We start from the raw sequence: 18,477 nt of genomic DNA, 5'->3' as shown, positions 1-18,477 counted from the left end.
TCCTCATGTCGGCCAGACTTGCCGTGCTGTGCGCCACCTTCCTCCTCGCTGCCTGCGCCAGCCTGCCCCGCGACGTGCAGCGCACGCCTTCCCACGCCCTGGGCTACGCCGCCACCGCCGGCACGCCGCTGGGCGAGGCGGTGGCGCCCAAGCTGGCCGAGCATCCCGGCGATTCGCTGTTCTACCCGATGGCGTCCGGGCCCGATGCCCTGGCCGCGCGCCTGGTGCTGGCGCGCGCCGCCACCCGCACGCTCGACCTGCAGTACTACGCCTTCGATGCCGACGCCTCCGGTACCGCGTTGATCGGCGAGCTGCTGGCCGCGGCCGACCGCGGCGTGCGCGTGCGCCTGCTGCTGGACGACCTGCATACCGACGGCTATGACGCGCTGCTGGCAGCGCTCGATGCGCACCCCCGCATCCAGGTACGGCTGTTCAATCCCTTCGCCAACCGCGGGGCGCGCTGGATGGATTTCATCGGTGATTTCCATCGCCTGGACCGCCGCATGCACAACAAGGCCATGATCGCCGACAACCAGTTCGCCATCGTCGGTGGCCGCAATGTGTCCGATGCCTACTTCGCCGCCGCCCCCCAGGTGGACTTCAGCGACCTCGACCTGCTCGCCGCCGGCCCCGTGGTGCCACAAGTGTCGGCGGTGTTCGACGACTACTGGAACAGCGCGGCCGCCTATCCGGCCGCGTCGCTGATCCATTTCGGCAAGGACGGGCAGGGCGGGGACGAACTGGACAAGGTGCGCCGGCGCCTGGCCGTCGCCGGACGCCAGGCCCGCACCAGCCCCTACGTGCAGGAGTTGCTCGATTCCGGCCTGGCGGCCGGTATCCGCCGCGGCCGCATGCCGGTGTTCAGCGGACGTGCCGCGGTGATCGCCGACCGCCCCGACAAGGTGTTGCGCACGGCGGAAGACAATCCCACCCACGCCATCAACCAGCTCGCCAAGCTGCTTGAAGGGGCCCGGCATGACCTGGCCCTGGTGTCGCCGTACTTCGTGCCGGGCGAGGGCGGTACCGAATGGCTGGCGGCGATCGCACGCCGCGGCGTGCATGTGCGGATCCTGACCAACTCCTTCGCCGCCACCGACATCAAGGCGGTGCACGCGGCGTACGCGCCGTACCGGCGGCCCTTGCTCGAGGCGGGGGTGGAACTCTACGAGCTCAAGCCCTCCGCCTATGGCGACCTGGAGGGGCGCGGGCCGCGCAGCCTGTTCAGCTCGAGCCGCGCGACCCTGCACGCGAAGGGTTACATGGTCGACCAGCACCTGCTCTTCGTCGGCTCGCTGAACCTCGACATGCGCTCGGCGCGCCTGAACACCGAGATGGGTATCGTGCTCGACAGCGCCGCGCTGTGCGAGCACATCGCGCGCGGCGTGGATCCCAACTTGCTCGACATGGCCTACAAGGTGGAGCTGCGCCCGCCCGAGAGCGGGCCGGACATCGCGCCGGACATCGCGCCGGACAGCGCGCCACCACTGGCCTGGACCACGCGCGAGCATGGGCTGCTGGTCACCTACGACAGCGAACCCGGCGTCTCGGTGCCGCAGCAGATCGGCCTGGACCTGCTGCGCCTGCTGACGGCCGAGCGCGAACTGTAGCCAGGCTTCGGCCACCCGCGCGGCGCTTCACCGAATCCCGTTTCGGGGGTATGGTGGTGCCTCGTGCCCGCGCCGCGCGCCGGCCCTTCCCAACGCGAAGCCCAGAGGAGAAGCATGAAAGCCGCTGTCCTGCACCAGCCCAAGACCCCTCTCGTGATCGAAAACGTCGCCATCTCCAAGCCGGGACCGCACGAAGTGCTGGTCCGCACCGCGGCGGTCGGGGTATGCCATTCCGACCTGCACTTCGTCGACGGCGCCTATCCGACCGCGCTGCCGGCCGTGCTGGGCCACGAAGCGGCCGGCGTGGTCGAGCAGGTCGGCTCGCTGGTGCGCACGGTCAAGCCCGGCGACCACGTCATCACCTGCCTGTCGGCCTTCTGCGGCCACTGCGAGTTCTGCCTGACGGGTCACCTGTCGCTGTGCGTGGCGCCCGATACCAGGCGCGCCGAAGGCGAGGAGCCGCGCCTGCTCGCGCCGCAGGGGAACATGAACCAGTTCCTGAACCTGTCCGCCTTCGCCGAGCAGATGCTGATCCACGAGCACGCGCTGGTGGCGATCCGCCGCGACATGCCGCTGGACCGTGCCGCGCTGATCGGCTGCGCTGTCACCACCGGCGTGGGCGCGGTGGTTCATACCGCCAAGGTGCAGCCGGGCGAGACCGTGGCCGTGATCGGCTGCGGCGGCATCGGCCTGGCCACCATCAACGGCGCCGCCATTGCCGGCGCCGGCCGCATCATCGCCATCGACCGCGTGCCCGGCAAGCTCGAACTGGCCCGCCAGTTCGGCGCCACCGACGTGGTCGACGCCGGCGCCACCGACGCGGTGGAAGCCGTGCGCGCCCTGACCGGCGGCGGCGTGCACCACGCCTTCGAAGCCATCGGCCTGAAGCAGACCGCCGAGCAGGCCTTCGGCATGCTGCGCCGGGGCGGCACCGCCACCGTGATCGGCATGATCCCGCCGGGCCAGAAGGTCGAGCTCAAGGGCACCGACTTCCTCGCCGAGAAGCGCATCCAGGGCTCGATGATGGGCTCCAACCGCTTTCCCGTCGACATGCCGCGCCTGGTGGACTTCTACCTCTCGGGCAAGCTGAAGCTCGACCAGCTGATCTCGCAGCGCATGCCGCTGGAGCGGATCAACGACGCCTTCGACGAACTGCGCCGGGGGGAACTGGCGCGTTCGGTGATTTTGTTCGAGCAGTAGGCGAGGGCTGGCCGGCGGCTTCGTCCGGTACGGCAGCGTTCGCACCGCGCTGGTTGTCTCCCCTCTCCCGCTTGCGGGAGAGGGGCCGGGGGTGAGGGCAGGCGCTGGCTGGTCGTGACGGGTGGAATCACACCATCGGCTTCGTCTCTATGCCCACGTGCTGGATCACACCGACGGCTTCGTTGGATGTGGCGCCTTGCTGAACCACCCCTCTCCCCCACCCTCTGCCCGTGCGGGGAGAGGGAGCCAAGACCGTTTGCTTGGCGATCGGTGTTGGCGCATCGTCGGCTTCGTCCAGTGCTACGGAATTCGCGCCGCGCCGGTTTGCTCCCCTCTCCCGCTCGCGGGAGAGGGGCCGGGGGAGAGGGCCGGCGCTGGTTGTGCCATCGCCGCGCGCCGTACCGCCTGCGGATAGCGGATGGTGAAGGTCACCGCGCCGGCGAAGGCCAGGATGGTCGCGGCGATGTCGATCCACAGCGGGATCGCGCTGGCGTATTCGGCGGCGGCGTCGGCCGCTACCATTACCGCCAGCGCCACGGCCCAGGCCAGCGTGATATGGCGATTGACGGCGAGGAAGCGCGGCGAGTCCCAGTATTCGCGCGGTACCCGTTCGCGCGCATATTGCAGCGTGAACGGCCGTCCGATCGCCAGCGAGACGACCACGATGGCGAGCAGCCCGCTGTCGACCACCAGCCGCACGGTCGCCACTGTCCAGGCCGGCGACAGTACCAGGGTATAGGCCGCCAGCGCGCCGAACAGCAGCAGGCTGCCCACCTCCAGCGTCTTCAGCGATTCGCCGCGCCGCCGCATGCGCGCGCACAGCAGCAGCGAGACCAGGAAGGCCGCGCCCAGGCCGGCGAGCGGCGAGGCCAGGCGCATGGCGATGAAAAAGGCGATGAATGGCGCGAAGCCGGTCAGCATGCCCATGATGTGCTCCTTGTCCTTGTGTCCGGGGATCCGTGCATCGGCAGACGTGGACGGCCGGCTTCAGCCGTGGCTGCGCCAGTTGCCGTGGAAGCCGAATGGCACCCGGTGCGAGAGGTGCACCAGGGCCACCGGACCGCGCGCGATGTCGGTGGCGTCGAAGACCGCCAGGTCGCTGCGCTTGTCGGCGCCCCGGTAGACCGTCGCCAGCAGCCAGCCGTCACCCTCGGGCGCGTCGTCGGCGCGCGGCACGAAGACCGGTTCGGAGAGGCCGTCGCCCTCCGGCAGCAGCCAGGTCCTGCGCTGCCCGGTGACGGCGTCGAAGTGGGCCAGTCCGTCGAAGACGCTGCGCTCGGTGCTCTCGTGCCCGCGCCAGGCGAAATAGCCGTGGCGGGTGGGCTGCATGGCGAAGCGCTCGTCGAAGCGCGGGAATTCGCCGGGCAGGTCGTCCAGCCAGGTGCGCGTGAAGGTGTCGCTGTTGCCCTCCAGGTCGAAGGTCCAGCGGCACAGGCGCGCCGAGGTGCCGGCCGGGCCGGCGCCGGGGTTGAACAGCGGTGAACTGTCGTACTGCATCACGTCGGCGATGATCTTGCTGCCGTCTTCCCAGGCATTCATCACGTGGAACACATAGCAGGCATCGTTGCGGAACCAGCGCATGCGCGCAGCGCCGCCGCTGCGCGGCAGGATGCCGATGTGGGAGCCCCTGTCCGGTTCCCAGGCGTAGGCCGGCTCGCCGCGCATGGCGCGGTCCATGCTGCCGGACAGCGGCAGGATGGGGAAGAGCGCGTAGTGCTGCGTCACCATGAAGTCGTGCACCATGCTCGGGTAGGGCGCCAGCAAGCGCTCCAGGTGCGTCAGGTGTCCGGCGCTGTCGAGCTTGCCGTACAGCATGGACGGCGTGAAGGGGCCGTCGGCCGCATAGGCGAAGAACACCATCTCGCCGGTGCGCGGGTCGATCTTCGGGTGGGCCGTCATCTTGCCGAGCGCGTGGCCGCCGAGGTCGCTCTCGTAGCGCAGCGGACCCAGCGTGGTCAGTTCGCGCGCGTCGAGCGCGATCGGCGGATGCGCTTCCTCCAGCGCCAGCAGCTTGCCCCCGTGCCACAGGATGTTGGTGTTGGCCACGCCCTGCCCGTCGACTTCCTGCACCGAGGCATCGGTGGTTGCCGGGTTGCCCCAGCTGCCGAACAGGGCGCAGCCGGCCGCCTGCTCGCGGCGCAGCTTCTCGGTGCGGACCCAGCGGTTGCGGTAGCTGGCGCGGCCGTCGCCGATCTCGAAGGCATGCACCATGCCGTCGCCGATGAACCAGTGATAGAAGTCGTCGCGCGGCGCGAACATCGGGTTGGGGCCGTTGCGGTACAGCGTGCCGCGCAGCGCGCGCGGCAGCTCGCCGCTGACCGGCAGGTCCGGCGCGTCGCATTCCATCAGGATGGGGGCGAAGTTGCCCGTCAGGTAGGGGACGGACGGGAAGGGCTGGCTCATCGATGTCTCCTGCAGTGTGTGGGGGCGGCTCGGCGCGGCCGGTGGCTTGGCAGGGCTGGTCAGGGCGTGTCGCCGGCGGGTGCCGGCGGCGTGCGCATGCCTTGCACGAGAAGCCGCATCATCTCGCCGTGGATGGTGCGGAAATCGGGGGACTCCGGCAGCTTGCCGGCCAGGTGCAGTACCACCAGGCCGTGCACGGCCGCCCAGACCACGTAGCTGAGCACCTGCGGGTCGCCATGGATCTGGCCGCGTTCAGCCAGCATCTCCAGGTGGGCGCCCATGGTGCGGCGGGCGCGCTCGCCGGCCCGCTGCAGTTCCGGGTAGCGGCCGTCGTCGGGCTGCGACATGTCGAACATCAGCCGATAGGCGTTCGGCTGGGAGAAGGCGAAATCCAGGTAGGCGCGGCCGGAGGCGCGCGCGCGCTCGATGGGGTCTTCGATGCCGGTGCCGGCGTTTTCCATGGCGTCGGCGAAGCGGTCGAAGGCCGCCGCCCGCACCGCGGCGAGGATGTCCTCCTTGTCGCGGAAGTAGCGGTAAGGCGTCATCGGGCTGCAGCCCAGTTCCTCGGCCAGCTGGCGCATGCTGACGCTGGCCACGCCGCCCTCGGCGAAGCGGCGCTCGGCCACCTCGCACAGGCGTGCCTTGAAGGCATCGATCTCGGGTTGGGTCAGGGACTTGGCCATGGCATTCCAGGAAGGTGCGCGCTCCGGCCGGGCCGGTCCCGCGGCATCACTACGATTATTTACAGTGTAAATATACGGTGTAAATTGTCAAGGAAAAGGCGGGGATGCCGGAGCAGTGGTGCCGGTACGCCGGCACCGCCCGCCGTGCTTGCGGCACTGCGCTGCAGCATTGTTCGCCCTGTGGGACAATGGCCGGCTGCAGCTGACGCGCTTTCCAGCGCCGGTGCGGGCGAAGGTGGCGAGACTTGCGAATGAAGACGATCGATTGGAAGGACTGGGAGATCTTCTGCCGGGTGGCGGAAGGCGGCAGTTTCACGCTCGGCGCGGAACTGGCGGATGTGCCCAAGTCGTCGGCCAGCGCCGCCGTGTCCCGGCTCGAGACCGAACTGGGCGTGCGCCTGTTCGAGCGCACCACCCGGCGCGTGCGCATCACCGAGCGCGGCCAGCAGCTCTACGAACGCGTCGCGCCGCATTTCAGCGCGCTGCGCGAGATCAGCGCCGAGGCCGTCTCGGTCAGCGAGCAGGTCAACGGCACCCTGCGCATCGCCACGCCCTACGAGGTCGGCTCGTCCCACCTGTCCGGCAGCCTGCTGCGCCTGCTCAAGCTGCATCCCGGGCTGCGCGTCGAAGTCGATGTCACCTGGGACCAGCCCGACCTGATCAAGCAGGGTTACGACCTCGCCTTCGTCATGACCCACACCGGACTGTCGGATTCCTCTTTCGCCAGCAAGCGCGTGGTGCTGGTGGAGCGCTGCTTCTACGCCTCGCCCGACCTGATCCGCATGCGCGGGCTGCCGCGCGTGCCGCAGGACCTGGCCGGCTGGCCGACCCTGGGCGATGCCGGCGACACCGAGTGGGAAGTGATGCATGACGGCGTGGAGGTGGCGCGGCTGCCGGTGCAGCCGCGTGTCGCCACCCACAATGCGGAGTTGCGGCTCAAGGCCGCCACCGAAGGGCTGGGCGTGGCACGCCTGTCCTCGCGCTTTGCCGGAGAGGAGGTCGAGCTGGGGCGGCTGGTGCGCCTGCTGCCGGCCTACACCTCCTCGCAACTCAAGGTCTATGTGCTGATGCCGGCCCGCAAACTGATGCCCGCCAGCGTGCGCGCCTTCCTCGATGTGCTGGAGGAGACGCTGGGCGTGCCCGATGCGCGCGGCGGCGCGGCGGCCGGCATCCGCCTGGGCGACCTGCCCGACGAGGACGGCGCGCCGCGTGTCGCGTCCGCGCTCCAGCCCTGACCCGGTCCCGATGCAGGCCTGGTGCAGCTCTGGTTCAGCCGGCGCGGTCGGCGCTGTGCACGTGCAGGCCCAGCCTGTGCGCCACGTCCAGCATCTCCGGATCGTCCTCGCTGCGTGTGATCCAGCCGGCATAGGCGTCGCCGCCGGTGTCCCAGGCCCATAGCGTGTAGCCGGCCACGCGCAGCTGCGCATGGACCAGCTCCATCAGCTCGGGCACGCTGTTGTCCTCCAGCAGGGCGGGATCCTCGGGGTCTTCCACGCCCCAGTCCGGCTCGAAGTCCAGGCGCGCGCAGAGGTGGCCGATGCAGCCGACGAAGCCGGCAGTGTCATCGGCGCCGACGCAGAAGCCCGATTCCCAGTCGATCACCTCCTTGATCAGCGCGGCCAGCGCCTCGCCCTCGGTGGCATCGGGATCGTCGTCCAGCCGCGTTTCGAGCGTGGCGAGCTGGTCGGCGCAGACGGCCGGGTCGTCGAGGTTGATCAGGGCGAGCAGGCGTTCCAGGGTGAACCGGAGGTCGTCGTGGTCGTCGTCGAGAGGCATTGTGTCGGGCGCAGGGGAAGTCTGGGTGGAGCAGGGTGAGGCGGGCCGCCATGCATGGGGCCGGCCCGCGATGTTAGCCGGATCGCGGCGCGCCGTCAGCCCGCCAGGCGCGGGATCTCGCGCTGGCCGCCCGGCGTCAGGCGCAGCGCGCGCGAGCCGCGCACCGGTTCCACCCAGCCGCGCGCGAGGAAGCCGTCGAGCAGCGCGGCGCCGAGCGCGCCGCCTAGGTGGGGTTTGCGCTCGCTCCAGTCCGGACAGGTGCAGGCAAATTGCCGCCGCCGGCGGCGCGCGCCCTCCAGGTCCACGCCGAGTCCGCCGATGGCCGCGGCGCCGGCTTCGGTCAACTCCACGCCGGTTCCGGCCAGGTGCAGCCAGCGCGCCCGCACCATGCGCTCGAACAGCCCCACCGCCAGCTCGCCGGCCATATGGTCGTAGCAGGTGCGTGCCTGGCGCAGCGCGGCGGGCGCGCCGCGCGACGCCGGCAGCGCGCGCAGGCGCGGCGGCGGACTGGCCAGCGAAGCAGCCGCCAGCGCCTCGATCGCGACCCCGATCTCGGGCGCGGCGAGCCGGTAGAAACGGCTGCGCCCGCGTGCCTGCATCGCCACCAGCCCGCCCTCGGCCAGGCGCGCCAGATGGCCGCTGGCCGACGAGGCGGAGAGGCCCGCGATCAGTGCCAGTTCGCCGGCCGGGCGCGCGCTGCCGTCCATCAGCGCCCACAGCATGGCGGCGCGGCCGGGGTCGGCCAGCAGGCCGGCGAGCTGGCTGATGCCAGGCGTGTATTCCATGGTTTCCCCCAGGGTGAAACGAGGATTCCAGTATAGGCCGGGGGCAGCAGAGAGAGGAGAAGGCCGGGGCGGCCGCAGTGGCAGTGGCAGCGGCCGCGCCGCCGCCGCTCAGCCCTTGGTGCGCAGGGTCGCGCTTTCCAGCAGTTGCTCGTGAATGAAGGAGCGCAGCAGCAGGGCCTCGCGTTCGTCGTAGGCATCGAAGGCGACGCCGACGCAGTGGAAGGGGCCGCTTTCGTCGGTGTTGGATTCGTCGCGGGTCAGGGCGTCGAGCACGAAGCGCGTGTTGCGGCCGGCCGCGCGCAGCGTGAAGGCGAGCTGCACCGGCTTGCCCGGCGCGGTCAGGGCGGCGCTGGCGGCCATCAGCGAGGCGCCACCGAGGCTCAGGTCGGTAATGAGCACCGTCTCCGGCGCGGCGCTGCCGTCGGCCATCGACAAGGTGCCGGCGATACGCACCGGCACGCGGATGCTGCCGCGCATCTCGCGCGCGTCGATGTGCTTGATCTCGTCGAGCATCCAGTAGGGGAACGGCGCGCCCGAGCTGGCTTTGACGCGGGCCGAGAAGCTGTGGATGCTGGTGCCGGTGAAGCCGCGCAGCAGTACCGTCTCGCCGTCGAGTGCGTCCGCGTTGCGGCCCTCCAGCTTCGGCCAGGCGATGAAGGCCGCGTTCTCGGTGAAGCCGATCAGGCGGCTGGCGGCGGCCCGGCTGGCATCGCCGGGACGCTTTACGTGCAGCAGGGTGCCGACCACCAGGCCATAGCGGTCGCCCAGCGGGGATGCCGGTTCGTCCGGGCCGAGGGGCTCCATATCGTCCGCCCAGAAACAGCGGCCGCCATACATGGCGAGGGCCAGTTCTTCCTGGTTGTGGAAGACCGTTCCCTGGTCCGCAATCGGAAATCCCAACTCGTCGAGCAGCGCGGATTTCAACGGCTGCCCTAGTTCGATATCACTTGCTTTCGCTTCCCTGCGCATGGTTGATGTCCATTTACATCTGATGATAATAATCCACCCGCCCTTCACTGTCTGCCGATGACCGAGGCCAGGGCCGGGCATGCGCACAAGAGCCTCGGTGCGCACCGGCCGTCACAACCTGTCCGGCCCCTCCGGCGGCCCCGCCGGGCTTGCGCGGCGGGCGCTCAATTTGTCGGGGACGGTGCCGTAAAACGGGGACGCCTGCCCGGTACCATGCAGAGTCCATTCCAGTGTGGGGTGCTGTCAAATCCGCTTCCTGGAGTAGGCTCGCGTGCGGCCTGGCCGGGTCCGCACTGCCGGAGCGGGCGGGCTGGTCCCGCCCGCATCCGGGTACCGCGCGACGGCCGGCTGCCTGCCTGGCGGCGCCGGGCGGTCACGGCCCGGCCGATTGCCGAACGCGGAGATTACCCGCCCACTATGTCAAGAACCCATCGCCGTATCAGACAGGGCGCGCCTGCGTGGCGGGCCGGGTGGCGGCACCGCCACCCAGACGGGCGTGGCCGCCGTCGCCACGCCTGCGCCGCCCGTATCCCGCCGGCCGCGGCCGGCGGCGCCCGTTTGCCCTCGATATGCTGAAGCGCAGGCTCGGCGCCGCCCTGAGCGCCTCCTCGCTGGAGCGCCGCTTCGGCCTCGTCACGGGCGCCCTGGCCGGCATCCTGCTGGCCGGGTCCGGCTGGCTGTTCCTCCATCAATGGGCCGCCTACGCCGACGCCGAGCGGGCGCTGGCGAACCTGCGCATCTTCCGCGCCGTGCTGCTCGCCATGGAGAAGGTGTCCGCCGAGCGCGGTCCGGGCAACGCCGCGCTCGGCGAAGACCTGCCGATCCCGAGCGCGCGCCTGGCCACGCTGCAGGCATTCCGTGGCGAGAGCGATGCCCGCATCGCGGACCTGCTGGGTGAACTGGCAGCGGCCGATTGCACCCCGTGCCGTGCCGAGCGGGCCGCGGTGCTGGTCGCGCAGGCCGACCTCGTCAGGGCGCGCGCCACCATCGACAGCCTGCTGCGGCAGCCGCGCGCGCGGCGTTCGAGCGCTTCGCTGTATCACGCGATCGATGGCATGGTCCGGGTGATCCCGCGCTTTGTCTCGATCGCCGACGCCGCCGCCGCCAGCGTCGACGAGGGGGCGCCCGGGATCCTGGGCCGCCTGCTGGCGGCGCGTCTGGCCGCGGTGCTGCGCGAGCAGGCCGGGCTGCTGGGCTCGCAGCTGGCGCCGGCCCTGGCCGCGCACCGGCCGCTGGGGGAGGCCGAGCAGTACGCGATCGAACGCACGCGCGGCACCATCGACCAGTTGCGCGGCCTGCTGCAGCCGCGCGTGCTCAACGATCCCGCCTTGGCGCACGGCACCTTCCAGCGCATGGAAAGCCAGTACTTCGACGAGGGCCTGGCCTATATCGAGCAACTGCGCGTGCTCGCGAGCGCGCCGGCGGGCACCGGCGTGACCACGGCCGAGCTTACGCAGCACTACGTGCCGCTGATGGCCTCCATCGTTGCCTTCCGCGATGAGATCCTGGACCTGGCGCAGGCCCAGGTGCAGCGCTGGCGCGACACCCGCCTGGCGTGGCTGGCCGCCATCGGTGCCGCGCTCTCGGCCGTGATCGCCACCTTTTTCCTCAGTGCCCGGCTGTTCCGCCGCCAGGTGGTGCAGCCCTTCGCCGAAGCCACGCGCGACATCCGTGCCATCGCCGCCGGCCAGTTCACCGCGGTGGCGCCGGCGCAGCACTACAGCGGTGAGATCCGCGAACTGTTCGAGGCGGTGCAGGTGCTGCAGGAGCACAGCAGCGAGCGGGCCCGGCTGGAGCAGGAGCGCCACCGCCTGATCGAGGAACTGACCGTGCAGGCGGAGCGCGATGCGCTGACCGGCCTGCTCAACCGCGGCGCTTTCGAGCGCCAGGCGGCACCGGCCTGCGCGCAGGCGGGTCGGGCCGGCCGCATGCTGGCATTGACCTTGTTCGATGTCGACTATTTCAAGCGCATCAACGACACCTACGGCCACGCCGCCGGTGACCGCGTGCTGGTGCGCATCGCCCGTCTCTGCCGCGAGGTCTGGCAGGCGGACGAGATCGTTGCGCGCGTCGGCGGCGAGGAGTTCGCGGTGCTGGCCTTCGTACCCGGCCGCCGCGAGGCGGTGGCCCAGGCCCAGGCGCTGCGCGAGCGGCTGGGCCATGCCGGCATGCAGGCGGACAATGGCGAGGGGATCGCCATCCGCGCGAGCTTCGGCCTGGCCTTCGCCGCCGCGGGCGAGGCGGCCTGGCTGGAAGACCTGATGAAGCGGGCTGACCGGCAGCTGTACCGCGCCAAGGACGCGGGGCGCGATGGCATCGCGGTGGAAGACGAGCCGGGTGCCGGCACGGCCGGCTCCGCGCCCGTCGCCTGAACGCGGCTGAGGCGGAGGCGGAATCCGGCAAGACGGCCGGGCCGCTCACGGTGCTGGCCATTCCCATGGCGAGGGGCATTCGCTATGATCCTATCTGCACTTTTCCCCGCGCATCCGTGCTCGGTTCCATGAACTGCGCGCGCGCTGTTCCGATCACCGATCACCGAGACCTTCTTGTCCGCTGCCGCATCCGCCTCCCGCTCCGCATCCGCCCGCACCGGCACCCCGCTGGCGGACGCCGCCGCGCGCGCACCGGTGCCGCGGCTGCGGGTGCGGCTGGACGGTGGCGCCGACCCGCAGGCCACCGCTTCCTGGCGCATGGCGCTGGCACCGCTGTTCACGATCGAGGTTGACGGCGATGCCGCGGCCTTCCGCGGCGAACTGGACGCGGTGCACCTGGGCGACAGCCTGATCTCGCGCTGCAGCGCGTCGGTGGCGCACGCGTTCCGGCGTGGCGCCGGCGATATCCGCCGCAGCCAGGTCGACCACATCCTGATCCAGTGCTATCTCGCCGGGGCGGTCGAGGGGGACTACGGCGGACGCCAGGTTCATGCAGCGACCGGCTCGGTCAGCGTGCTGGACCTGGGCCGCGCGCTCGATTCGCGCGCGGGCGCCTTCTCCAACCTGACCCTGGTGGTGCCGCGCGACCACCTGCCGCTGTCCTTGCGGCGCCGCGACCTGCATGGCGCCGTACTCGAGCCGGCGCGCGCCGCCACGCGCCTGCTGGGTTCGCATCTGGCCGAGCTGCTGGAACACGGCGCCGACCTGACGCCGGAGGAAATGGCGGCCGGCGTGCGCGCAGCGCTGGTGCTGCTCGAAGGCGGCGCGGCCGCACTCGATGACGGCATGCTGCCGGCGCAGACCGCGGCGCGCCGCAGCATGCGCCGCCTGGTGCAGGGTTATGTCGACGCGCACCTGTGCGCCGAGACGCTGTCGGCCGCGCAGATCGCGCGCACCTTCCGCTTGTCGCGTGCCACGCTGTACCGCCTGTTCGACGACGATGGTGGCGTGCACGCCTACATCCAGGGCCGCCGCCTGGATCACTGCTTCGACGAACTTGCGCGTCCGCACGCGCATCCGCCGGCCATCGGAGAACTGGCCTACCGCTATGCCTTTTCCAGCGAAAGCGCCTTCAGCCGCGCCTTCCGCCGCCGCTTCGGCCTGAGTCCGCGCGAGGTGCGCGTGCTCTCTGCGCACGCGGCCCGCCCGCCCGCCGGCATCGGCGTGGCCGACGCCGATGCCGGCGAGGCGGCGCTGATCCAGGCCTGGCTGGCGGGATTGCGGCACGCAGGCGAGCGCGCCTAGCCGCTATCGCCAGCCGGCCGGAGGCCCGATGCGCGGTGCCCGGTGCCGCTCAGTCCTCCTCCAGCTCAGTCCTCCTCCAGCACTACCTGGCCGCCGCACTGGACGTAGCAGCTGCGATAACCCTCGTCGCAGGCGCTGGTGTCGGCGTAGGTCGAGCAGTAGCCGACCTTCTTCGCGCACTGTTCGCGCGCAGCCTTGTCGTTGCCCGCCACCGCGAGGCAGGCCGAAAGCTGCGTCGCACGCCGCGTCTCGCAGGCTTGTGCCTTGACGGCGGCGGTCTGCTCCTTGCCGGCGGCGCAGAGCTGCTTGTTGGTGTCGCAGGTGGTGACGCACTGGCGGCCGGCGGCCGTCTGCGGTGGGATATAGCGGTAGGAAGCGCAGGCGCCGGCGAGCAGCGCGAGCGCCGCCCAGGCCGCCAGGCGGTAGAGATGGCGCATGGGAGGCGGAAAGGGGAACCGTCGGTGGAGGAGGGGCGGGCCCGGCGCGAATTGCCGCGCCGGGCCCGCTGCAGGCGCGGCAAAGGGCCCGGCAGCGGGTTTGCTCAAGGTCAGCCCAGGGTCAGCCCAGGGTCAGCGCACCGTGCTCTTGCTGTAGCGGACCGGCACGTCCACGCCGGCGTCGGCGGGCAGCAGGGACTTGAGCCGCTCGCGCGCGGCGGCGGTGTCCTCGAAGCTGGCGAAGCGCAGGCTGCTGATGGCGATGTGGTCGTAGTACTGCACCGACACCGCGCGGATGCCGAGCTGGCCGACGGCCTGCTGCACGGCCTGCACCGGCACGCGCGAGACCAGCACCTCGTTGCGCGACTCGCCCACCACGCCGCGCGCATTGACCACCAGCGAGGTGGCCTCGGCGGCCGACGCCCCGCTGCTGAGCGTGCGCGGCTTGCTGTCGGTGTCGGGCAGCACGCGGTAGGCCTGGCCCCCGATCTGTACCTCGCGCGCGCCGCCGAGCGCGGCCTGCTGCGCCTGGCTGAGGCGGGTGCCGATGGCGTAGCCGGTGTCGGCGGCAGCGGCAGATACGGCGGGCAGGGCGAGGACGGCGGCGAGCAAGGCCGCGGCGCAGGCGCCGGACGCCGCACGGTCGAACGGATTGGTCTTCATCTGGATCTCCCCGCCGCCTCAGCGGGCGGCAATGATACGGTACTCGACAGCCAGCGGGCTGGCCAGCGTCACGGTGGACGTGCCGTCCCGCGGCGTGTAGTTCCTGCACTGGCCGGGGCCTTCGATCAGCGGCACGGCGTTGACCGCGTACACCTCCCAGGTGCCCGCCGCCGCTTCGCCGTAGAAGGCATAGCTGCCCAGTCCGTAGTGGTCGGCTGCGGCCGCGCCGGTCACGTAGAAGGCGTTGTAGGGCACCGCCAGCGCCGACACCGTGCCGGACGGCGACTTGACGAAGATGCCGACGCTGCCGAGGCAGACCGAGCCGCTCAGCCGCAGTTGCAGCGCATCCACCTTGTCGCTGCCGGTCACGGTGAACTGGCCGAGTTTCTGCACCTGGCCGTAGCGGAACTCGGTGATCTCGTTGAAGGCCTCGGTGAAGTCCGGCACCGTCAGTTCCGCCGGCTTGTAGGCCGTGTAGGCCCGCGCCGCCTTGACCGCCGCGCCGGCGTCGACGAGGCCGAAGCCGTACCAGTTCGAGTAGCGGTAGCCGGCGGCGTTCTTCTGCCAGCCCAGGTCCACGCGGGCGCTGCGGCTGCCATCCACCAGGCTGGCGTCGGTCGAGCCGGTGAAGCTGCTGTCGCGCAGGTTCACGCGCTGGTTGCGGTTATCGCGCGAGCCATAGCCAGGATCGATGGGCCTGGCGGTGGCGCGCAGGATCTCGCGCACGTCGCGCCAGCTCAGGTTCGGATTGGCCGACAGCATCAGCGCCACCACGCCGGTCACCGTCGGCGTGGCCGCCGAGGTGCCGTTCATGCTGGCGTAGTCGCAGTTGGCGTTGTCCTTCTGGTTGGTCACGCTGCCGGCCACCATGAAGTCGTTCACCTTGCTCACCCCTGTGCGGGCGTAGCCGCGCGCGCAGCCGTGCAGGTCGGTCGAGAAGATGGTCGGGCCGCTGCCCGCTTCGCCGTAGCGGCCGGTCTCGCCGCCCTCGCCACCCAGGCCCGTCACCCAGTTGACCGAGCCCGCGCTCGAATAGGAGGCACGCACGCCGCGGGCATTGGCCGCGCCGACCACGATCACGCCGGGCTCGAGCGCATCGGTGTCGTTGGCCGGGTTCTGGCAGCTCACCACGCCGCCCTGGCCGCCGACCGAAGCGCAGTACCGCGTCGGTTTCTCGCCGGTGTCGGCAAACTCATTGCCGGCCGCCTTGACCATCACCAGGCCCTTGCCGCCGCGTAACTTGGGGAAGGCGCGGATCAGCGGCGAGGCGTCCTCGCCGGTGTCATAGGCAAGTGGCAGCTTCGGGTTGTCGCCGTAGGACGCATTGATGATGTGCGCCGACCTCGACCAGTCGGCGCCGCCGTAGGCCTTGAGGGGATCGGCCTTGGCCGGGCCGATGAAGCGGGCGCCGCCGAGCACCGCGCGCGGCGCGATGCCCATCACGCCCTTGCCGTTCTGCGCCGCGCCGATGATGCCGGCGACTACCGTGCCGTGCGCTTCGTCGATGTTGGCGGCGATATCGGCCGGCGTGGGGTCGCTGCCGCCATCGTCGAAGTTGTGGGTCATGGCGCGGTTGACGTTGGCGGCCAGGTCCTCGTTGCCGATGTCCATGCCGTCGTCCAGCACCAGCACGTTGACACCCTGTCCCTTGAAGCCGGCGGCGTGCGCTTCCTCGACGTTGATGTCGGTGACGCCATCGGCGGTGCCGGTGAAGGCGCGGAAGAAGCTGGTGGCCTGCTTGAGCGCCCACTGGTAGGCATAGAGCGGCTCGGTGCTGCCGGTCTGGCAGGCGTAGCGCGCATCGACGCCGGTCTCGGCGCAGCCGGACGCCGGTGCCGTGGCACCGCCGCCCGTCGCCGGCGTGCCGCCGGCGCTCGTGGTGCCGCTGTCCGCGTTGTCGCCGCCGCAGGCGGCGAGCGTGGCCGCCGCAAGCAGCGTCAGCGATAGGTTCCTGGTGTAGGAGAACAGCATGGATTTACCCCCCTGTCGATCAATCGAGTGTCCTGGCCTCGGCCAGGGGGCCGCCTGCGGGCCGCTCTGGTGGCGGCGCGGCCGGCGGGCCGGCGGGGATTGTTGCAGGAGCGCGCCGCGCGTACTGTCCCGGGCGTCTCGGAAAATCGTGCCGTGCGTCTCAGCGGGTCGGAGGGGGCGGCTCACGCTTCATCACAGCATGAAACATGGCGGCGCACGGCGCTGGCACATTGGCGGCATGTCGTTCCGGAATCGTTGCCGATTCCCTGCCATGCCCCATCCCTTGCCTGGAAACCAGCCATGATCGCCGTCCTCTTCGAAGTCGAACCCGCCCCCGGCCGCCGCGACCAGTATCTCGACCTCGCCGCGCAGCTGTTACCCACGCTGCAGTCCATCGACGGCTTCCTGTCGGTCGAGCGCTTCGAGAGTCTGAGCACGCCCGGCAAGCTGCTGTCGCTGTCTTTCTTCCGTGACGAGGAGGCCGTGCGCCGCTGGCGCAATGTGGAAGCGCACCGGCGCGCGCAGGCGGCCGGTCGCGCCGGCGTATTCGCCGGCTATCGGCTGCGTGTGGCCCAGGTGCTGCGCGACTACGGGCTGGACGAGCGGGAGGCGGCGCCGGAGGACAGCCGGCAGGCGCACCCGCTCAGGCGGCCGCCCCGTTGAGCGCCGGTTGTGCGGAGTGTGCTGGCTGTGCCAGCGGGTCGGCCTGCGCCGCCGGCCGGTCCGAGCCGGCGCAACGGGAGGGGGGCGAGGAGGAATAAGGTCCCGGGGCGGGCACCAGGCCCCAGGCCTGGCGGGTGACGGCCACGATGTTCGCGGCCGCGTCGTGCTGGTTCGGCTGCCGGCTCGGATGCCGGTTCTGGTCAATGGTCTGCAATCGTCGGTTTTCCGCGAGTTTTGCCGCAAGGAATGAAGGCAGGGCCCGAGTCCCGCAGGCGGCGGCGCGACTCAGGTGTCGCTGACCGGCAGGCGCTCGCAAGGCGCGCAGCCGTCGTCGTGATCGCCGTCGTTTTCCCCCAGCAGCAGGTTGGCCACCGCGATCGCCGCCACCGCGACCACCATGGCGCGGAACAGCCAGCGATTGTTGCGCGCCCGCTTGTCCTGCGCCTTGCCCGGGTTGTCCTGATCGGTCATCGATATTCCTCCTGCCTGGGTCGGCCGCCGCTGCCGGCGACCGACGGAATCTTACCAAACACTTCTGATAATTGGAACCAAAAAGGTAACAATTCGGCTGGCTGTCTTTGTCCTATGGGGTCACAGCCAGCCCGGCGCCACCCCGTGCCGCCTAGTCGGGGCGCCAGGACGAGGCCTTGACGATGGCCGAGACGAAGGAAAGCTGCTCGATCTCCTCGGCCCGGATCTTCACCGTCTTGTGGTTCTGGTTGATCGACAGGAAGTGGGTGTAGCCGTCGCGCGTATAGCCGAGGATCTTCACCATCACCCGCCCGTCGCGCGATTTCACCAGCACCTCGTCGCCGCTGGCCACGGCCTGGTTGGGTTCGACCACGACGAATTCCCCGTCGCGGATGCGCGGCTCCATCGAGTCGCCGACGCAGCGCAGGCCATAGGCATCGGGGTCGGCGCTGAGGAAATGCAGGTAGCCGTCGCCGTGCCCGACCGGGTATTCCAGGTCGCAGAAGTGCCCGTTGTCGCCGAGCTGGGCCATTGCCACCACGGCGATCTTCTTGAATGCCTGCGGCGCGATCGGGATCGGGTGCCAGTCGTCGCTGTAGGCCACCGCCGGCGATGGCTGGCCCTTGCCGGTCAGCAGCCACACAGCGTTGACCTGGTAGCGCTCCTGCAGCACGGTGGCCTGGACCAGGGTCGGCTTGCGGCTGCCCTCGGCCCATTCCTGCACATCCGATTCCGGCGCGCCCACCGCTGCCGCCAGTTCCTTCTTGCGGATGCCCAGCCGTTCCAGCACGAAGCCGACGCGCGCGGCCAGGCCGTCCGACTGCGCCGGCGGCACGGCCGGCCGGCTTTCCGAATCCATCCAGAACTGCGGATAGCCGAAGGTCTCCTCGATCTTGCGCGCGGTGCGGTCGCCAATGTCCTTGCCGCCGCTCAGGTAGCGGTTGACCAGGGAGGGGGTGGAATAGCCGAGGGCCTGGGCGGCGCGCGACTGGTTGCCGTCGGACTTCTCGGCGATGGCAATCGAGAACTTCTCGCGGCGGATTTCTTTGATCGACTTCATGCGCGTGATTGAACCCGGTTTGACCGAGAAGGTAAATAGACCTTCATGGTAACAGACGAGTCTTGTAATGGTTACCAATATGGTAATAGAATCAATGGAAAGTGCATGACAG

The 18,477-nt window shown here is 70.5% G+C and carries 18 protein-coding genes; 6 read left to right on the top strand and 12 right to left on the bottom strand.

What is annotated here, in order from left to right; translation table 11 throughout:
* Positions 1-5: 5 nt before the first annotated feature.
* Both BKK79_RS23760 and BKK79_RS23755 read left to right on the top strand, forming a co-directional pair.
* The gene (locus BKK79_RS23760) at positions 6-1,607 is read left to right on the top strand and encodes a phospholipase D family protein (RefSeq protein ID WP_071039013.1); all 1,602 of its coding nucleotides are present in this window, start codon (positions 6-8) and stop codon (positions 1,605-1,607) included.
* A gap of 114 nt (positions 1,608-1,721) precedes the next feature.
* Positions 1,722-2,807 (top strand): Zn-dependent alcohol dehydrogenase, encoded by a 1,086-nt coding sequence (locus BKK79_RS23755; protein WP_071039011.1) that lies wholly within the window; start codon positions 1,722-1,724, stop codon positions 2,805-2,807.
* Positions 2,808-3,107: 300 nt separating this feature from the next.
* Here BKK79_RS23755 and BKK79_RS23750 read toward each other — a convergent pair whose 3' ends face one another.
* From BKK79_RS23750 to BKK79_RS23740, 3 genes are read right to left on the bottom strand one after another with little or no spacing between them, the layout of a single operon-like run.
* Positions 3,108-3,734, bottom strand: a complete 627-nt coding sequence (locus BKK79_RS23750; RefSeq protein WP_197524047.1) for a hypothetical protein — start codon at positions 3,732-3,734, stop codon at positions 3,108-3,110.
* A gap of 60 nt (positions 3,735-3,794) precedes the next feature.
* Positions 3,795-5,210: a carotenoid oxygenase family protein gene (locus tag BKK79_RS23745; RefSeq protein ID WP_071018129.1), complete on the bottom strand. Its 1,416-nt coding sequence runs from the start codon at positions 5,208-5,210 to the stop codon at positions 3,795-3,797.
* Positions 5,211-5,269: 59 nt separating this feature from the next.
* Positions 5,270-5,893: a TetR/AcrR family transcriptional regulator gene (locus BKK79_RS23740; RefSeq protein ID WP_071039003.1), complete on the bottom strand. Its 624-nt coding sequence runs from the start codon at positions 5,891-5,893 to the stop codon at positions 5,270-5,272.
* 251 nt (positions 5,894-6,144) lie between these two features.
* Between BKK79_RS23740 and BKK79_RS23735 the strand changes: the two genes are divergently transcribed.
* On the top strand, positions 6,145-7,128 hold the full coding sequence (locus BKK79_RS23735; protein ID WP_071018132.1) for a LysR family transcriptional regulator: 984 nt from the start codon (positions 6,145-6,147) through the stop codon (positions 7,126-7,128).
* A 34-nt stretch (positions 7,129-7,162) separates the two neighbouring features.
* On the opposite strand, the gene BKK79_RS23730 is transcribed toward BKK79_RS23735, so the two are convergent.
* The 3 genes from BKK79_RS23730 to BKK79_RS23720 form a co-directional block, all read right to left on the bottom strand.
* On the bottom strand, positions 7,163-7,669 hold the full coding sequence (locus BKK79_RS23730; protein ID WP_071039002.1) for a DUF6630 family protein: 507 nt from the start codon (positions 7,667-7,669) through the stop codon (positions 7,163-7,165).
* A gap of 95 nt (positions 7,670-7,764) precedes the next feature.
* Positions 7,765-8,454: an ArsR/SmtB family transcription factor gene (locus BKK79_RS23725; protein WP_071039000.1), complete on the bottom strand. Its 690-nt coding sequence runs from the start codon at positions 8,452-8,454 to the stop codon at positions 7,765-7,767.
* Positions 8,455-8,562: 108 nt separating this feature from the next.
* The gene (locus tag BKK79_RS23720) at positions 8,563-9,423 is read right to left on the bottom strand and encodes a flagellar brake domain-containing protein (RefSeq protein WP_071038998.1); all 861 of its coding nucleotides are present in this window, start codon (positions 9,421-9,423) and stop codon (positions 8,563-8,565) included.
* Between the two features lie 569 nt (positions 9,424-9,992).
* Between BKK79_RS23720 and BKK79_RS23715 the strand changes: the two genes are divergently transcribed.
* Both BKK79_RS23715 and BKK79_RS23710 read left to right on the top strand, forming a co-directional pair.
* The gene (locus tag BKK79_RS23715; RefSeq protein WP_084085104.1) at positions 9,993-11,795 is read left to right on the top strand and encodes a GGDEF domain-containing protein; all 1,803 of its coding nucleotides are present in this window, start codon (positions 9,993-9,995) and stop codon (positions 11,793-11,795) included.
* A gap of 174 nt (positions 11,796-11,969) precedes the next feature.
* Positions 11,970-13,100 (top strand): helix-turn-helix domain-containing protein, encoded by a 1,131-nt coding sequence (locus tag BKK79_RS23710; RefSeq protein ID WP_071038996.1) that lies wholly within the window; start codon positions 11,970-11,972, stop codon positions 13,098-13,100.
* A 65-nt stretch (positions 13,101-13,165) separates the two neighbouring features.
* Here BKK79_RS23710 and BKK79_RS23705 read toward each other — a convergent pair whose 3' ends face one another.
* From BKK79_RS23705 to BKK79_RS23695, 3 genes are all read right to left on the bottom strand, one after another.
* Positions 13,166-13,537, bottom strand: coding sequence for a hypothetical protein (locus BKK79_RS23705; RefSeq protein ID WP_071018141.1), 372 nt, complete (start codon positions 13,535-13,537; stop codon positions 13,166-13,168).
* Positions 13,538-13,669: 132 nt separating this feature from the next.
* Complete coding sequence (locus tag BKK79_RS23700; RefSeq protein WP_071018142.1) at positions 13,670-14,200, bottom strand: hypothetical protein; 531 nt, start codon at positions 14,198-14,200, stop codon at positions 13,670-13,672.
* 18 nt (positions 14,201-14,218) lie between these two features.
* Positions 14,219-16,171: a S8 family serine peptidase gene (locus tag BKK79_RS23695; protein ID WP_071038994.1), complete on the bottom strand. Its 1,953-nt coding sequence runs from the start codon at positions 16,169-16,171 to the stop codon at positions 14,219-14,221.
* A gap of 300 nt (positions 16,172-16,471) precedes the next feature.
* Between BKK79_RS23695 and BKK79_RS23690 the strand changes: the two genes are divergently transcribed.
* Positions 16,472-16,834: an antibiotic biosynthesis monooxygenase family protein gene (locus BKK79_RS23690; protein WP_071018145.1), complete on the top strand. Its 363-nt coding sequence runs from the start codon at positions 16,472-16,474 to the stop codon at positions 16,832-16,834.
* On the opposite strand, the gene BKK79_RS23685 is transcribed toward BKK79_RS23690, so the two are convergent.
* From BKK79_RS23685 to BKK79_RS23675, 3 genes are all read right to left on the bottom strand, one after another.
* Positions 16,815-17,048 (bottom strand): hypothetical protein, encoded by a 234-nt coding sequence (locus tag BKK79_RS23685; RefSeq protein ID WP_071038993.1) that lies wholly within the window; start codon positions 17,046-17,048, stop codon positions 16,815-16,817. The genes BKK79_RS23690 and BKK79_RS23685 overlap by 20 nt on opposite strands.
* Positions 17,049-17,119: 71 nt before the next feature.
* Positions 17,120-17,305 (bottom strand): hypothetical protein, encoded by a 186-nt coding sequence (locus tag BKK79_RS23680; protein WP_071038990.1) that lies wholly within the window; start codon positions 17,303-17,305, stop codon positions 17,120-17,122.
* A 151-nt stretch (positions 17,306-17,456) separates the two neighbouring features.
* The gene (locus BKK79_RS23675; RefSeq protein ID WP_231908204.1) at positions 17,457-18,365 is read right to left on the bottom strand and encodes a S24 family peptidase; all 909 of its coding nucleotides are present in this window, start codon (positions 18,363-18,365) and stop codon (positions 17,457-17,459) included.
* Positions 18,366-18,477: the final 112 nt, after the last annotated feature.

This window comes from Cupriavidus sp. USMAA2-4 (genome assembly GCF_001854305.1).
In the GTDB taxonomy this organism is placed as follows: Bacteria; Pseudomonadota; Gammaproteobacteria; order Burkholderiales; family Burkholderiaceae; genus Cupriavidus; species Cupriavidus malaysiensis.
The sequence above is the reverse complement of the archived record's forward strand: the minus strand, read 5'-3'. Positions and strand labels throughout refer to the sequence as shown.

What these genes read in the sequence shown, in the direction of transcription:
- BKK79_RS23760 (WP_071039013.1), top strand. Translation starts at nt 6, where the DNA reads ATGTCGGCCAGACTTGCCGTGCTGTGCGCCACCTTCCTCCTCGCTGCC.
- BKK79_RS23730 (WP_071039002.1), bottom strand. Translation starts at nt 7,669, where the DNA reads ATGCCTCTCGACGACGACCACGACGACCTCCGGTTCACCCTGGAACGC.
- BKK79_RS23740 (WP_071039003.1), bottom strand. Translation starts at nt 5,893, where the DNA reads ATGGCCAAGTCCCTGACCCAACCCGAGATCGATGCCTTCAAGGCACGC.
- BKK79_RS23695 (WP_071038994.1), bottom strand. Translation starts at nt 16,171, where the DNA reads ATGCTGTTCTCCTACACCAGGAACCTATCGCTGACGCTGCTTGCGGCG.
- BKK79_RS23675 (WP_231908204.1), bottom strand. Translation starts at nt 18,365, where the DNA reads ATGAAGTCGATCAAAGAAATCCGCCGCGAGAAGTTCTCGATTGCCATC.
- BKK79_RS23700 (WP_071018142.1), bottom strand. Translation starts at nt 14,200, where the DNA reads ATGAAGACCAATCCGTTCGACCGTGCGGCGTCCGGCGCCTGCGCCGCG.
- BKK79_RS23705 (WP_071018141.1), bottom strand. Translation starts at nt 13,537, where the DNA reads ATGCGCCATCTCTACCGCCTGGCGGCCTGGGCGGCGCTCGCGCTGCTC.
- BKK79_RS23690 (WP_071018145.1), top strand. Translation starts at nt 16,472, where the DNA reads ATGATCGCCGTCCTCTTCGAAGTCGAACCCGCCCCCGGCCGCCGCGAC.
- BKK79_RS23755 (WP_071039011.1), top strand. Translation starts at nt 1,722, where the DNA reads ATGAAAGCCGCTGTCCTGCACCAGCCCAAGACCCCTCTCGTGATCGAA.
- BKK79_RS23735 (WP_071018132.1), top strand. Translation starts at nt 6,145, where the DNA reads ATGAAGACGATCGATTGGAAGGACTGGGAGATCTTCTGCCGGGTGGCG.
- BKK79_RS23725 (WP_071039000.1), bottom strand. Translation starts at nt 8,454, where the DNA reads ATGGAATACACGCCTGGCATCAGCCAGCTCGCCGGCCTGCTGGCCGAC.
- BKK79_RS23715 (WP_084085104.1), top strand. Translation starts at nt 9,993, where the DNA reads ATGCTGAAGCGCAGGCTCGGCGCCGCCCTGAGCGCCTCCTCGCTGGAG.
- BKK79_RS23750 (WP_197524047.1), bottom strand. Translation starts at nt 3,734, where the DNA reads ATGGGCATGCTGACCGGCTTCGCGCCATTCATCGCCTTTTTCATCGCC.
- BKK79_RS23720 (WP_071038998.1), bottom strand. Translation starts at nt 9,423, where the DNA reads ATGCGCAGGGAAGCGAAAGCAAGTGATATCGAACTAGGGCAGCCGTTG.
- BKK79_RS23680 (WP_071038990.1), bottom strand. Translation starts at nt 17,305, where the DNA reads ATGACCGATCAGGACAACCCGGGCAAGGCGCAGGACAAGCGGGCGCGC.
- BKK79_RS23745 (WP_071018129.1), bottom strand. Translation starts at nt 5,210, where the DNA reads ATGAGCCAGCCCTTCCCGTCCGTCCCCTACCTGACGGGCAACTTCGCC.